9 protein-coding genes are annotated in these 13700 nt (G+C 67.1%); 2 read left to right on the plus strand and 7 right to left on the minus strand.

Translation table 11 applies throughout. The features are described from left to right. Nucleotides 1–2: 2 nt before the first annotated feature. The 7 genes from AC5P78_RS09360 to AC5P78_RS09390 form a co-directional block, all read right to left on the minus strand. Nucleotides 3–1352: a TadA family conjugal transfer-associated ATPase gene (locus tag AC5P78_RS09360; RefSeq protein WP_005413742.1), complete on the minus strand. Its 1350-nt coding sequence runs from the start codon at nucleotides 1350–1352 to the stop codon at nucleotides 3–5. After that, a complete protein-coding gene (locus tag AC5P78_RS09365) occupies nucleotides 1337–2593 on the minus strand; it encodes a CpaE/TadZ family protein (RefSeq protein ID WP_032965901.1) in 1257 nt (418 codons plus the stop codon). The genes AC5P78_RS09360 and AC5P78_RS09365 overlap by 16 nt, the downstream gene beginning before the upstream one ends. Before the next feature lie 27 nt (nucleotides 2594–2620). Then, a complete protein-coding gene (locus tag AC5P78_RS09370) occupies nucleotides 2621–3976 on the minus strand; it encodes a type II and III secretion system protein family protein (protein ID WP_005409995.1) in 1356 nt (451 codons plus the stop codon). A gap of 18 nt (nucleotides 3977–3994) precedes the next feature. After that, nucleotides 3995–5032, minus strand: a complete 1038-nt coding sequence (gene cpaB, locus AC5P78_RS09375; RefSeq protein WP_005409994.1) for a Flp pilus assembly protein CpaB — start codon at nucleotides 5030–5032, stop codon at nucleotides 3995–3997. Nucleotides 5033–5055: 23 nt separating this feature from the next. Beyond that, entirely contained in the window at nucleotides 5056–5532 is a 477-nt protein-coding gene (locus AC5P78_RS09380; protein ID WP_012480546.1) for a TadE/TadG family type IV pilus assembly protein, read from the minus strand. Continuing rightward, nucleotides 5529–6074, minus strand: coding sequence for an A24 family peptidase (locus tag AC5P78_RS09385; protein WP_005409992.1), 546 nt, complete (start codon nucleotides 6072–6074; stop codon nucleotides 5529–5531). The genes AC5P78_RS09380 and AC5P78_RS09385 overlap by 4 nt, the downstream gene beginning before the upstream one ends. An 88-nt stretch (nucleotides 6075–6162) precedes the next feature. After that, a complete protein-coding gene (locus tag AC5P78_RS09390; protein WP_012480544.1) occupies nucleotides 6163–6369 on the minus strand; it encodes a Flp family type IVb pilin in 207 nt (68 codons plus the stop codon). A gap of 694 nt (nucleotides 6370–7063) precedes the next feature. On the opposite strand from AC5P78_RS09390, the gene AC5P78_RS09395 reads away from it, so the two are divergent. Then, nucleotides 7064–8044, plus strand: coding sequence for an AraC family transcriptional regulator (locus AC5P78_RS09395; RefSeq protein ID WP_005409990.1), 981 nt, complete (start codon nucleotides 7064–7066; stop codon nucleotides 8042–8044). A gap of 235 nt (nucleotides 8045–8279) precedes the next feature. Then, complete coding sequence (locus AC5P78_RS09400) at nucleotides 8280–13685, plus strand: ESPR-type extended signal peptide-containing protein (protein WP_495217190.1); 5406 nt, start codon at nucleotides 8280–8282, stop codon at nucleotides 13683–13685. Nucleotides 13686–13700: the final 15 nt, after the last annotated feature.

Below are 13700 nucleotides of genomic sequence, written 5' to 3' on the forward strand. Positions count from 1 at the left end.
GCTCAGAAGTCTCCGTACAACGATTCGCGCAACTGCTGCCGGAACGGCTCCAGCTTGTGCGAATGCGGGTGGAAGCCCAGTCCGATCCAGCGATCGATTTCCTTGCCGTTGCCATCGATCTGCAGTTCGTGACGGAACATTTCCTGGGTCGTGATCAGGTTGTCACTGACACCGGTGATTTCCGTGATCGAGACCAGCACGCGCCGGCCGCTGCCCAGCCGCGAGATCTGCACGATGAAGTCGATGGCGCTGGCGATCTGCCGGCGCAGGCTGTCCTCGCTGCCCTGGAACCCGGCGAAGCCGGCCAGCATCTCGATGCGGTACAGGCAGTCGCGCGGAGAGTTGGCATGGATGGTCGCCATCGAGCCGTCATGGCCGGTGTTCATCGCCTGCAGCATTTCCAGTACTTCGGCGCCGCGCACCTCGCCGACCACGATACGGTCCGGGCGCATGCGCAGGCTGTTGCGGACCAGGTCGCGGATGCTCACCGCGCCATGGCCTTCGGCGCCACCGATGCGGCTTTCCAGGCGGACCACGTGCGGGTGGTTGAGTGACAGTTCGGCGGTGTCCTCGACGGTGATCACGCGTTCGTTCGGCGGCACGTAGCTGGCCAGTGCGTTCAGCAGTGAAGTCTTGCCGGAACTGGTGCCGCCGGACACCAGGATGTTGCAGCGGCCCAGCACCATGGCCTTCAGCAGCGCCTGCATCGGCGCATCGAAGGTGCCCTTGGCCAGCAGCTCGTCGGGGGTGAACGGATCCTTGCGGAACTTGCGGATGGAGACCATCGGCCCATCCACTGCCAGCGGCGAGATGATCGCGTTGAGGCGGCCGCCGTTGGGCAGGCGCGCATCGACCATCGGGTTGGAGTCGTCCAGTCGGCGGCCCAGCGGCGCGAGGATGCGGCGAAGGATGCGCAGCAGGTGGGTGTCGTCGGTGAAACGCTGGGTGGCGCGCTTGAGCTGTCCTCCCTGCGAGACATGCACATCCTTGAACCCGTTGATCAGGATGTCCTCGATCGTCGGGTCGTGCAGCAGGTCGTCGAGCGGGCCGAAGCCGGTCAGCTCCTTGACCAGGCCTTCGGCCACCACCTGCATCTCCTCCTCGTTGATCGGGATGCGCCATTCCTGGATGAAGCCCACCGTCTGCACCTGCACCCAGCGGGCGATGGTGTCAGGGGCCCAGGAATCGATGTCGATGCGCTCGTCCTCGATGCTGTTGAGCAGGTGCTCATGGGCGGCCGACAGCACCTTCTGGTACTGCTCGGTCTGCGCGAACGGCAGGTGGGCCGGGGCGCTGTCGGGCAGCACCGGGCGGGTGGCGGCATGCGGGAACGGGGTTACCTTGTCTTCCATTGCGATCCACCCAGGGCAAGGGAGAGTCTTTCCCGCAGGCCATGGGCCTGGACCGGGCAGGCAGCCGGATCCAGGCGCGACACAAGCGGGGCGAGGGCACGCAGGTAGGGGTCGCGCGGTGCGTCCTGCAGCAGCAGATGTCCCTGGCTGGCCGCCAGGCGCACGCGCGGGCGTTCGGGCAGCGTGGCCAGCAGTGGCACTTCGAATCGGCGTGCGATCTGGTCGGGACTCATGCCGCTGCTGTCGTCGTGGCGGTTGATCACCAGCTGCAGGCGCTTCTCCCGTTCGCGCTGGCCGGCCAGGTGCTTCAAGGCCTGGTCGAGCGATACCAGCGTGGCGATCGAAGCGTCCGTGACCAGCCAGATCTCGTCGGCCTGGTCCAGCAACAGCGGCGGTAGCTGCCGCAGCGGGCAGCCACCGGCATCGCACAGCACGCTGGCGAATACGTGGCGCAGGCGCTGCAGCAGCGCAGCCGGATCGGATGGCGGCACCGCATCGCTGCCGCTGGCGCGGTCCAGCAGCACCAGGCCGGTGTCATGGCGAGCCATCGCAGTGCGGGCGAGGGTGGCGTCGATGCGGCTGGCGTTGCGCAGCGCGTCTTCGTAATGGAAGCGGCTGTCCAGGTTGAGGTACAGCGCGAGGTCACCCGAAGGCTGGGCCAGCTCCATCAGCAGGCCGTCCTGCTGCAGCGCCTCGCCTTGCGCCAGCGCACGGGTCTGCTGTGCCAGCACCGAAAGATGCGCGGCCAGCGTACTGGTGCCCACTCCGGCGCGCACGCCCAGCAGTACGATCAGGCGCGCCTTGTGCGCGTGCTGCGCGGCGGCAGCCGGTCGTGGCGACAGGGCGCGGCGCAGCGCGGCCTCGATGCCGACGTTGTCGCTGTCCAGGTCCAGCACGTCGCGCAGGCCCGCCCGCAATGCAATGACGATGCCTTCCACCTGGCCGGTACTGGTGGCACCGACGGCAACCAATGCAAGATCCGGTTCGGTCTGTTGCAGTTGCTGCGCCAGCACGCTGGAGGCGGCGGCATGTTCAGGGCGGAAATCCAGCAGCACAAGGCTCTGCGGCCCGCGTTGCAGGTCCAGAGCGGAGGTCGGCGCGCTGCTGTCCTGCCAGTGCAGGGTAGTGGTCGGCGGCAGTTTGGCCGCCAGCCGGGGCAGCAGTTCGCGATCCATTCCGTACAGGACCAGATTCATCGGCGGTCCTTGCGGATGCAGCGGCTGGGCAGTGGCGTAGGGCATGGGCGTGGTATCGCAGGCATCATGGAATCAGCGTGAGAAGCCGGGCACCGGGTCCTGGCTGATGGGACCCAGCAGCCAGGCGCCCCATTCGGGCATGTGCGGCTTGGCCTCGCGTTCGCCAGGCAACGGCAGCTCGGTGTTGCGCGCCAGCGGCTGCACCAGCCGCGGCGTGACGATGATCACCAGCTCCTTGTCCTGGCGCTTGTAGTCGAAGTTGCGGAAGAACGAGCCAATGATCGGCAGGTCGCCCAGCAGCGGGATCTTGCCGACGTTGGAGACGACATTGGAGCTGACCAGGCCGCCGATCACGAAGCTCTCGCCATCGCCCAGTTCGACCGTGGTGTCGGCACGGCGCGTGGTGATCGAGGGAATCTGCACGCCATTGAGGGCAATGGCGTTGCTGTAGTCCAGATCACTGGCTTCCGGTGCGACCTTCAGCGCGATGCGGTTGGGGGCCAGCACCGTTGGTGTCACCGTCAGGCCGATACCGAACGGTTTATAGGTGATGGTGGTGGTGCCCAGGCCCTGCGGTTCCAGGATCGGCAGTTCGCCGCCAGCCAGGAAGCTGGCGCTCTGGCCGGATAGTGCGACCAGGGTAGGTTCGGCCAGCACGCGCGCCATGCCGTTGCTCTGCAACAGGTCGACATCGGCGTTCCACAGGCCCTTGGTCGAGCCGAACACCAGCCGGAACGCCGAAGAGATGGGCGACTCGGCCTCATTGCCGGAGTTGCCTTCCTTCATGCCCGGCAGGATGCCGGTGTTGCCCGGCAACTGGCCGCCCGGGCGGGCGAAGCCGTAGGCGAAGCTGCCATTGCGGTTCTGGAAGCTGATGCCGATCTGCTTCAACGCGGTCTTGTTGAATTCGACCACCTTGACCTCGACCTGCACCACGCCGCCGCTGCTGACCGTCGACGCGTCGGCAAGCAGCCCGTCCTTGCCCAGCGCCATGGCCGCGGTCTTCTGTTCCTGCATGTGCGAGAGCAGGCTATCGGTGCTTCCCTGCAGCAGGCCCTGGTTGTCCTGCTGGGTGAACACCAGCCCGTTGGAGCCTGCGTCTGCCGCGCCCTGCACGGCACTCTGCACCCGCACCTGCAGGCGTTGCGGCTCGGCCTGCTTGCGGTGCCACAGCAGGAGGGTCGTCGTACCCGGCGCTTTCCCGACCAGCAGGGCCTGCCGCTGCCCACGCAGCATCACGATATCGGCGACGCCTGGGTCGGCGATGGCGACCCGTTCCAGGTCGGCCGGAAGCGTCCACGGGCGCTGCTCACGCGCCTGCAACACGAGATCGTCTGCGGCCACGCTTGTTGCCGGAGCCAGCAGCACCAGCAGCAGGGCCAGCCAGCACTGGCGGGGGGAGGGGCGTGGGCGGCGGCGTTCGGTCATGGATGCGCTCGATGCAGGTCAAAGGGAACCGCGGGGGGCGGAGCTGTCGCCACGGATGATCTCGATGCCCGACGCACGCGGTGCGCTGCGTCGAGCCGCCGGCGCATGCACCGGGGGCTGCGGGTTGCTGCGGGCTGCGCTGTTGCCGCGGCCGGCCAGGGCATCACCATCGATGCCGGCGAAGGCGTGGTTCTCCGGCCGCTGCAGTGCGAGCTGCTGTTCGGCATCGAGGCCACGCACGGGATCGATCACGCCACGCGCCTGTGGGAACAGTGCAAGGTCGGGTTGCCCCGTATCGGCCGGGTTGCGCAGGGCAAGGAACAGCTTTCCCTGCTGCGCACCCAGCAGCAGCCGGTTGGCATCGGCCACCGGCACTGCCAGCACCGCACTGCGTGCCGGCTGGGTGGCCTCGTTGCCCGAGCCATGATTGCTGCCATTGCCGGTGATGTCGGCGGCGCGGGGATCGTTGCGGGTATCGCCTTCGTTGCCGGCGACGGCATCGCCGGTGACCGGAGCGATGTCCTGTTGACCGTAGCTGAGCACGCGCAGCCGCGACAGCAGCAGGCGGGTCTGCGCGGCCTCTGCCGGACCGCTGGCGTTGGGCTGGGCATTGCGCAGGTTGAGGAAGACATCGACGAAATCACCCGGCAGGATGCGGTTTCCGGCGCCGACCAGTTCGTCCACCGGGACGGCCAGCGCGCGTTCGCCGGGGCGCAGCTGCAGCGAGAATCCCTGTGCCAGGGCGCCGCTGCTGATGGCGGTGCCCTCGGCGATGTCCTGCACCGGCACCTTGCCGACCACGGCCGAGATGCTGGTGGCAGCACCGGCTACCGCCGTGGTCCGCTGCGCAAGGCGCACTCCATTGGCAGAGATCGGTTCACCGGCCGGCAGTCGTGCCACCGCCTCTACCACGGTGATCGCCTGGGCTTCGCTCTGCGCAACCGGGGCAACCGTGGCCGGCGCGGCCTGCTTGCGCCCGATCATCAAGGCGATCACCGCCAGCAGCACGGCCAGCCCGATCAGGGCGACGGCAGCGATGCGGGTCAACTTGAGCATGGAACCGTCTCCTGTGCCGATGGTCAGTTGCCGCTGCCGAGGTCGAGCTGGGCGACCGCGACACTACGGATGGGGGCCTGCATCACCCACTTGTAAAGCGTGGCGGTGCCCGGCAGGAAGGGATGGCTGGCGTAGTCGTAGCTGACGGTCACCGTCATGCACTGGGCAGTGGCCAGGCCGGCGCAGGGTGCCTGCGCGGAGACAACGATTGCGTTGCTGCCGCCATTGCTGCAGTCGACACCCTGTCCAGAGAATTTCAACAGCCACTGCATCGAACTGCGGGCTGCTACGCAGGCTGCGGTACGCCGTTCATTGGCGCTGCCATAGCGCAACGAAGCGCGAGCGCCCTCGGCCGAGGCCGTCGCCAATGTCTGTTGCGCGGCCATGATCATCACGCCGGAGAACGTGAACATCAGCAGTGGCAGCAGGCCCAGCATGAGCATCAGGGCAAATTCGATGCTGGCTGCACCGCGTTGACGCCGTGGATCGCGGATGTTCATGCCACACCTCCATAGACGCTTGCCAGGACCCAGCCGATGCCGGTGATGGCCAGGTAGGCTGCGTAGGGAATGCCATGTCGTCCCTGGCGCGCGGCCTGCATGTCGCGCAGGGCGGGGTGCGATTGCCATTGGCTGCTGGCGCGGTTGACCTGCATCTGAAGGCCCGTGGGCAGCATCACGCCCAGGCGGCGGCCAACAATGATCACTGCCGCGTGCAGGCCGGCCGCGAGACTGGCCACCATCCAGATCGGCAGCAGGGCTTTCCAGCCCAGCATCAGCCCCAGTACCGCGAAGAACTTGACGTCACCGGCGCCCATCCAGCGGATGGCATAGAACGGCAGCAGGGCGACCAGGCCGAGCGCCGCGCCCGCCGCGTGGGCAGGCCACGGCTGGCGCGGCGTGCTGAACTGCCCCGCGATGATCAATGCGATGGCAATGATGGACGCAGACAACAGCCAGGCATTGGGCACCCGGCGGGCATACAGATCGCTGATCGCGATCCGCAGGCACACGCCGATGGCCAATAGTCCCAGCAACGTCATCACACACTCCGTCGTCCGTCATTGGACAGCCTGCAGTTGCCACCGGCACATCCCAGCACCGCTGCAGGGATGTGCGATGCGCGCAGGCTCAGCCGCCACCGCTGGTCGCAGGTGCCGACCCGGAGGCCTTGGTGGCAAGGTCGGAGAGGTTCTTGAACAGCGTCTCGAAGAACCCCTTGATCTCCTTGTTGCCGACCGCGATCAGGATGCCGGCGATGACGGCGGCCAGCAGCCCGTACTCGAGCGCGGTGACGCCATCTTCTTCCTTCAGGAACTTGCGGATGGATGCGTTCATGGCCTTGTCTCCCTCTACTTGTTGTCTGCAGATGCAGGACACCTGTTGGGCGGTGGCCCGGCTCCGCCGGGATCGTCCGTGGGCCCCGCACATCCTGGCGGGGTGGCATGACGGGAATGACCCGCCGTGCTCATTCCTGGTGATCTGCCCCGGGGGAAATGCCGGCCGCAACGTCGCAACCACGCGGCGATGCGCCGGCGGTCGAACTGTTCTGCGATACGGTCGTGGTCATACGCTCCCCCAGGTGTGGTCGTTTTTGAAGCGACCGGATCACCGTGTCGTCGACTTTGCCTGAATGGCGGTTGGCTGCAACTGGAACCTATATGCAAATTCGGCAGAAACGCGGCAGCCCTTAAACTTTCAGGTTGTTTCTGTGACGCGTATCCGTTCGCTGGCAAAACGATTCATCGACGTGCAGATATTGTGATGGCGCAAATGATGCATGCGAATATCGTGCCACTGGCGACGACATTTTCTTCATCTCTGTATCTATTTTCGTCAATGCGGAGTTCGGGTTTACCTTCGATGATTATCGGGCATACTCGCTCTCACGTTGCTGCTTTCAACCGGGTTGGTCGCGCGGCACCGGCCGAGGCAATCCCGGCAATGGCGAAGGTTCCTGGAGGAATGGTGTGGCCCTGTCAGGCAGTGGGGGCCGCAGCGAGTTGCGGATCAACGGGGGGACGACACTGTCATGGTCGATGGTGGGGTAGAAGACAGCGACGACAGCGGCCTGCGATCGATCGATCTGGCGACGCTGGGCGGCGTACTTCGCGTGTGCGATGTCGAACTGCTGCTGCTCGATGGCAACGGGCCGCGGGCGGCCTTCGCTTCGCGCGTGCATGAGGAAGCCCTGTTCTGCAGCATCAGTTGCGGTTTCCACTGTCGTGGCCGCTTCATGCTGCCACCCGACTGGGCGATGCTGGGGTATCTGCACGCCACCGATGAAACACTGAGCTGGTGCCACGGGGTGCCGCTTGCACCGGGGATGGCGCTGACGGTGATGCCCGAAGGCATCAGCGAGTTTACGCTCAGCCCCGGTACGCACATGACCCTGATGCTGGTGCCGGTCGCACGGGTGCAACGCAAGTTGACCGAACTGAGCCTGCGCAGCACACCGCCCGCGGGCCAGGCACTTTCTCTGTTCAATCTGGCGAACGATTCGGCACCACTCGCCCATCATTATCAGCAGCTGCATCTTCAGCTCGGCCAGGGCGCTGGCCTGCAGCCGCAGGAAACCGAACGATTGCTGCACGAGCACGTGCAGGCCCTGCTCGGCGCAGGCGCCGCCGATCGGCCCGGTTGCAGCCGCGCCCGGCGCACGCATTATCTGATCGCGCAGCGGGCGGAGAACTTCATGCGGCTCAACCTGCGCCGCAATATCTACATGAACGAGATATGCGACGCGGCGGGTGTCAGCGAACGCGGCCTGCGCTATGCCTTTGAGGACCTGTTCGGAACTTCGCCCAACCGTTATCTGTCGATGCTGCGCCTGTGCGCTGCCTGCCGCAGCCTGTCCATGGCCGATTCCAGCCGCCGTTCGGTGAAGGCGATCGCCCTCAGCTGTGGCCTATGGGACCTCTCCCGCTTTGCCGACAACTACCGCAAGGTTTTCGGCGAGCTGCCGCGCGATACGCTGATGCGCGCTCCCGCGCAGATCGGCCAGCCGGCCTGAATCAAGCGCCGCAAGGGTTTCGGGGTGGTTTCTGCCGGAATTGCCCATGTGCTTGCCGATATCGTTGCCGCTTCTGCATAGCCCGCTGCCGATTCCGGCCGTGGATTTGCCGGAATGCACGATTGCCGTGCCGGAATGAAGTGCGCAGCCACCGTTGCAAACGCTGAAATGTCAGTCACCTGCCTAACGGCAAGTCCACTGACATTCAAGTTGTTCGCCTACGGGGGAAGTGCTCATGAATCGCATCTACCGGCGTGTATGGAACCGCCAGCTCAATGCTCTGGTTGTGGCCTCGGAACTGGCCACCGGCGACAGCGGCGGCAGCGCCGCGCGGGATCCGCGCGCCTTCCTGCTGATGCCCACCACGCTCGCCCTGGCACTGCTGTGCGTGCTGGCCAGTGGCCACGCGGGAGCATCCGAATCCAATCAGTCGCTGCGTGATCTGCAGGCTCTTGCAGCCAAGTACACCCAGCCGATGCCAGTCAAGGTCGATGCCGAGGTAGCCCTCGCGGCTGCCGCAAGCCAGGCCCAGAGCAGCCCGGCGATCAGCGCGGATGCGCGCGTCGGCCTGCAGTTGAGCACCGCGTCGCTGCCGGTGGTGCGTGACGTGCTGCCGGCCTCCGTGCAGGTCAAGCTGGCCGCGAACACAGCGCCGAAGCAGGTCGCCGTGCCAAGGCTTGCCGCTGATGTCCGAGCGAATGCCAACATCGGTCTTGGCGGCGGGCAGGTGGCATCAATCGATACCGGTGCAAAGGCGGCCGCCGGCATCAGCGGCGCGCCGGCGGGCGCACTGCGGGGTCTGAAGGCTTCTGTGGATGGGGCGCTGGATTCGAAGCTGAAGGTGGCAGGCCACCAGATCGACGCCCAGGGCCAGGTAAAGGCGACGGCGGCGATCACGCTGCCCGCCAAGGAGGAACTGCCGGGAGAAACCCACGATCGCGCGATCACCGCAGCATTTGATGCTGGTGCTGCCGGCAAGGTGCGCGTGCAGGCGCCGAATGGCCAGGAAGTGGTTGCCGATCGCAATCTGAAACTGGCCGGCCAGGCAACGGTTGCGGCGCAGAACAGCGCACTGGGTGTCGGTGGGCTGGTGGGTAGTGCGGTCGGCGCCGCAGGCAATGCAGTCGGTGGTGCGCTCAACGGCACCGTCGGTACGGTCGGCAGCGCGGTCGGTGGTGCCCTCAATGGCACGGTCGGCAGCGTGGGCGGCGCCGTAGGCGGCACGCTCAACAACACTGTAGGCGCCGTGGGTGGCGCACTGAATGGCACCGTAGGCAGCGTCGGTGGTGCGGTCGGCGGAGCCCTCAATGGCACGGTCGGCAGCGTCGGCAGTGCCGTGGGCGGCGCGCTCAACAACACCGTGGGCGCCGTTGGCGGCGCACTGAACGGCACCGTAGGCACCGTCGGTGGTGCGGTCGGCGGCGCCCTCAATGGCACGGTCGGCAGCGTGGGCGGCGCCGTAGGCGGCACGCTCAACAACACTGTAGGCGCCGTGGGTGGCGCGCTGAATGGCACCGTAGGCAGCGTCGGCGGTGCCGTGGGCGGCACGCTCAACAACACTGTAGGCGCCGTGGGCGGCGCACTGAACGGCGCCGTAGGCAGCGTCGGTGGTGCGGTCGGTGGTGCCCTGAATGGCACGGTTGGCAGCGTGGGCGGCGCCGTAGGCGGCACGCTCAACAACACCGTGGGCGCCGTAGGCGGCGCACTGAACGGAGCCGTGGGCACCGTCGGTGGTGCGGTCGGCGGCGCCCTGAATGGTACGGTCGGCAGCGTCGGCGGTGCCGTGGGCGGCACGCTCAACAACACCGTGGGCGCCGTAGGCGGCGCACTGAACGGCGCCGTAGGCAGCGTCGGTGGTGCGGTCGGCGGCGCCCTCAATGGCACCGTCGGCAGCGTGGGTGGCGCAGTCGGCGGCACGGTTGGCAGCGTCGGCACTGCGGTCGGCGGCACGCTCAACAACACCGTCGGTTCCGTCGGCGGTCTGCTCAATGGCGCCACCGGCTCCGGCACTGGCCTGGGTGGCCTGCTGGGCAACACGCTCGGCAACGTCGGCAGTGCCGTGGGCAACCTGCTCAACGGCAACCTCAATGGCACCCTCGGCAATCTGGGCAGCGCGGTCGGCGGCCTGGTCGGCGGCACGCTCGGCGGCCTCGGCCTGACCAAGCCCTCGGCGATCCCGCCCACCAGCCCGAAGGCGCCGGCTCCGGCCGATCCGAACGCGGGCCTGATCATCGGCACCGGCGGCCTGGTCGGCAATGTCGGGCAGCTGATCGGCCCGACCACCACCAGCCTGTTCGGTGGCGACGGCTACCTGAGTAACGGCAACCTCAAGCTCAGCAATGCCAACGTGATGCAGACCTACTCGACGGTCAATGTGCTTGGCCTGCCGGTGGTCAACCTGTCACCCGTCGGCAGCACCCTCAACGGGCTGGGCGGTGCCGCTACCGGTGGCAGCTCGCACCTGACCCTGATCGGTGGCGTCACCTCCGACAGCTACATCTACAACATCAACAATGGCAATCCGGGTGGCCTGCTGGGCCTGCTGCTGCCGAAGGACTCGCCGGCGTGGGCCGCCAAGTGCCTGGACGTCGCCCTGGCTGACATCTCGTGCTGGGCCGTGAACGCCGCGCAGGACTACCAGGTGCTGATGGGCGATGGCGCCTTCGCCAACGGTTCGAAGGAAGTGGTGATCGGTGCCAATGCACGGCACGAATTGCCGAAGGTCGATGCCAACGTCGCCTTCCCGGGTGATGGGGTCAACGACCCGAGCAACCCGACCGGTGTACCGACCGCGGACTACGCTGCGCGCATGGGCCATTCGGTGATCGTCGGCGACAGTGCCGTCGGTACCGCAAACGGGCAGACCCTGCTCGGTGCTGAAGCCACCTCCAACCAGGCCAACTCGGTCGCACTGGGCTACCGCTCGGCCGCACTGCGCGGCGCGCAGGCCAGCTACAGTGCTTACGGCCTGACTGCTCCGCAGGTTTCGGCGGGCGAAGTGTCGGTGGGCACCGCCGGTGGTGGCGAGCGCCAGATCACCAACGTGGCTGCCGGTAGCGTCAACACCGATGCGGTCAACGTAGCCCAGCTGAAGGGCGCGATCAGCCTGATCAACGGCGTGGCCGATGCCGCCGTCACCTACGACCTGGATGCTGGCGGCAATCCGAACTACCGTCGTGTCACGCTTGGCGCGGGCACCGGCACCACCACCATCGGCAACCTGGCCGGCGGCGCAGTCACTGCCGGCAGTCTGGAAGCGGTCAATGGCGGCCAGCTGGCGGCGACCAATGCTGCCATCGCCAGCTTCTTCGGCGGCCGCGCGGCCTTCGATCCGGCCAGCGGCGCGTTCACTGCACCGCTGTTCGAGATCAGCACCATCTCCACCGGCGGCGCCATCGCCAAGGGCCTGTATGAGAACGCCACCGATGCTTTCGCCGCGGTCGACGGCTCGCTGGTCAATCTCAACACGCAGATCACCGATATCCGCAACGGTGGCACCAAGTACCTGCGGGTGAACTCGACCGGTACCGAGGCGCTGGCCACTGGCGCCGACTCGATCGCGGTCGGTACCAACGCCCGCGCCACCGCCGCCAACAGTATCGCGGTGGGTGCCGGCAGCCTGGCCGACCGTGCCAACAGCGTGTCCATCGGTGCGGCCGGTGCCGAACGCCAGGTCACCAACATCGCCGCCGGTACCGCCGCGACCGATGCGGTCAACCTGGGCCAGCTGCAGGCGTCGGAGCAGGGCGCCCTGCGCTATGACCTCAACGGCGACGGCAGCGTCAACTACGCCAGTGCCACGCTGGGCCAGAGCGGCACCGCCACCACGCTGCGCAACCTGGGCCCGGGCCAGGTCAGCGCCACCAGCAGCGAGGCCATCAACGGTGCCCAGCTGTTTGCGGCCAACCAGGCCGTTGCCACCCACCTCGGAGGTGGCGCGGCGGTCAACGCCAGCGGCGTGCTGACCGCACCGACCTATTCGATCAACAACGTGGCCGCCAACGGCACGATTACCAAGGGCAACTACAACGACGTCGGTACCGCCTTCGACGCGGTCAGCAATTCGCTGGCCAACGTTGCCGACCAGACCGGCGAGATCGACAAGCTGGCCGTGAAGTACGACGTCGACGCCAGCGGCAACGTGCTCAACAGCGTGACGCTGACGGGCACCGGCACCGGCGCGGTGAAGATCACCAACGTCGCCGCCGGCAGCATCCTGGCCGGCAGCAGCGATGCCATCACCGGCGACCAGCTGTTCAGCACCCACAGCACCATCGCCAACTACTTCGGTGGCACCACCGCCTACAACGGCACCACCAACGTGTGGACCGCGCCGAAGTTCAGCATCTCCAGCATCGCCACCGATGGCACTTTCACCAGCGGCGACTACAACAATGTCACCGCCGCCTTCACTGCGGTGGACGGCTCGCTGAAGGTCCTCAACCAGCGCATCACCAACGGCGGCGGTGGCAGTGCCTACCTGGCGGTGAACTCGACGGCAGCGGCCGCAACGGCGGCCGGGGCGGAGGCGGTGGCGGTCGGCCCGCAGGCCAGTGCGGCCGGTGCCAACAGCGTGGCGGTCGGCAACGGCGCCAGCGCCAGTGCCGGCAACAGCGTGGCACTGGGTGCAGGTTCGGTGGCCAGCGTCGGTGCGCAGAGCGGCTACACCGGTGCCTACGGCCAGACCGGTGCCAGCAACTCGGCCGGTGAGGTCTCGGTCGGCAGTACTGGCAGTGAGCGCAAGATCACCCATGTCGCCGACGGTTCCGATACGTACGACGCAACCAATGTCGGCCAGCTGAAGAACGGCGTGAACTACGCCATCGACGAATCGAAGAAGTACACCGACCAGAAGATCCAGAACATCACCAACGTGGCCGGCAGCTTCCGCGCCAACAACACCAACAACCTGGCCGACCCGTCCGCCAGCGGTGCCAACTCGGCCGCCGGTGGTGCAGGCTCAACCGCAGCCGGCGCCAACTCGACCGCGCTGGGCAATGGTTCGCAGGCGCAGGCCGACAACTCGGTGGCGCTGGGTGCGGGTTCGGTGGCGAACCGGGCCAACACCGTCTCCGTGGGTGCCGCTGGTGCCGAACGCCAGGTGGTCAACGTGGCCGACGGCTCGCAGGCCACCGATGCGGTCAACGTACGCCAGCTGCAGGCCTCGCAGCAGGGCACGATCCGCTACGACACCACGGTGAACGGTGCGACCAACTACAACAGCGTCACCCTGGGCAGCACCAGCAGCGGCCCGACCACGGTGCGCAACGTCGCCGCCGGCACCGCCGGTACCGACGCGGTCAACGTGGACCAGCTGAAGTCGGGCATGGCGCAGACCCTGGATTGGTCGAAGGCGTACACCGACGAGCGCATGGGCGGCTTCGAGCGCGACCTGCGCAAGACCGACAACCGCGCCTCGGCCGGTATCGCGTCGGCGATGGCCACCGCAGCGCTGCCGCAGCCCAGCGAAGCGGGCCGCAGCATGGCCTCGGTCGCCGCTGGCAGCTACAACGGCGAGTCCGGCGTGGCGATCGGTATCTCCGGTGTCTCTGAAGGTGGTCGCTGGATCTACAAGTTCAGCGGCTCCACCAACAGCCGTGGCGAGGCCGGTGTGGCCGTCGGTGCCGGCATCCAGTGGTGATCCCCGCGGCCGGGC

The organism is Stenotrophomonas sp. YJH_SMC_133 (assembly GCF_059370655.1).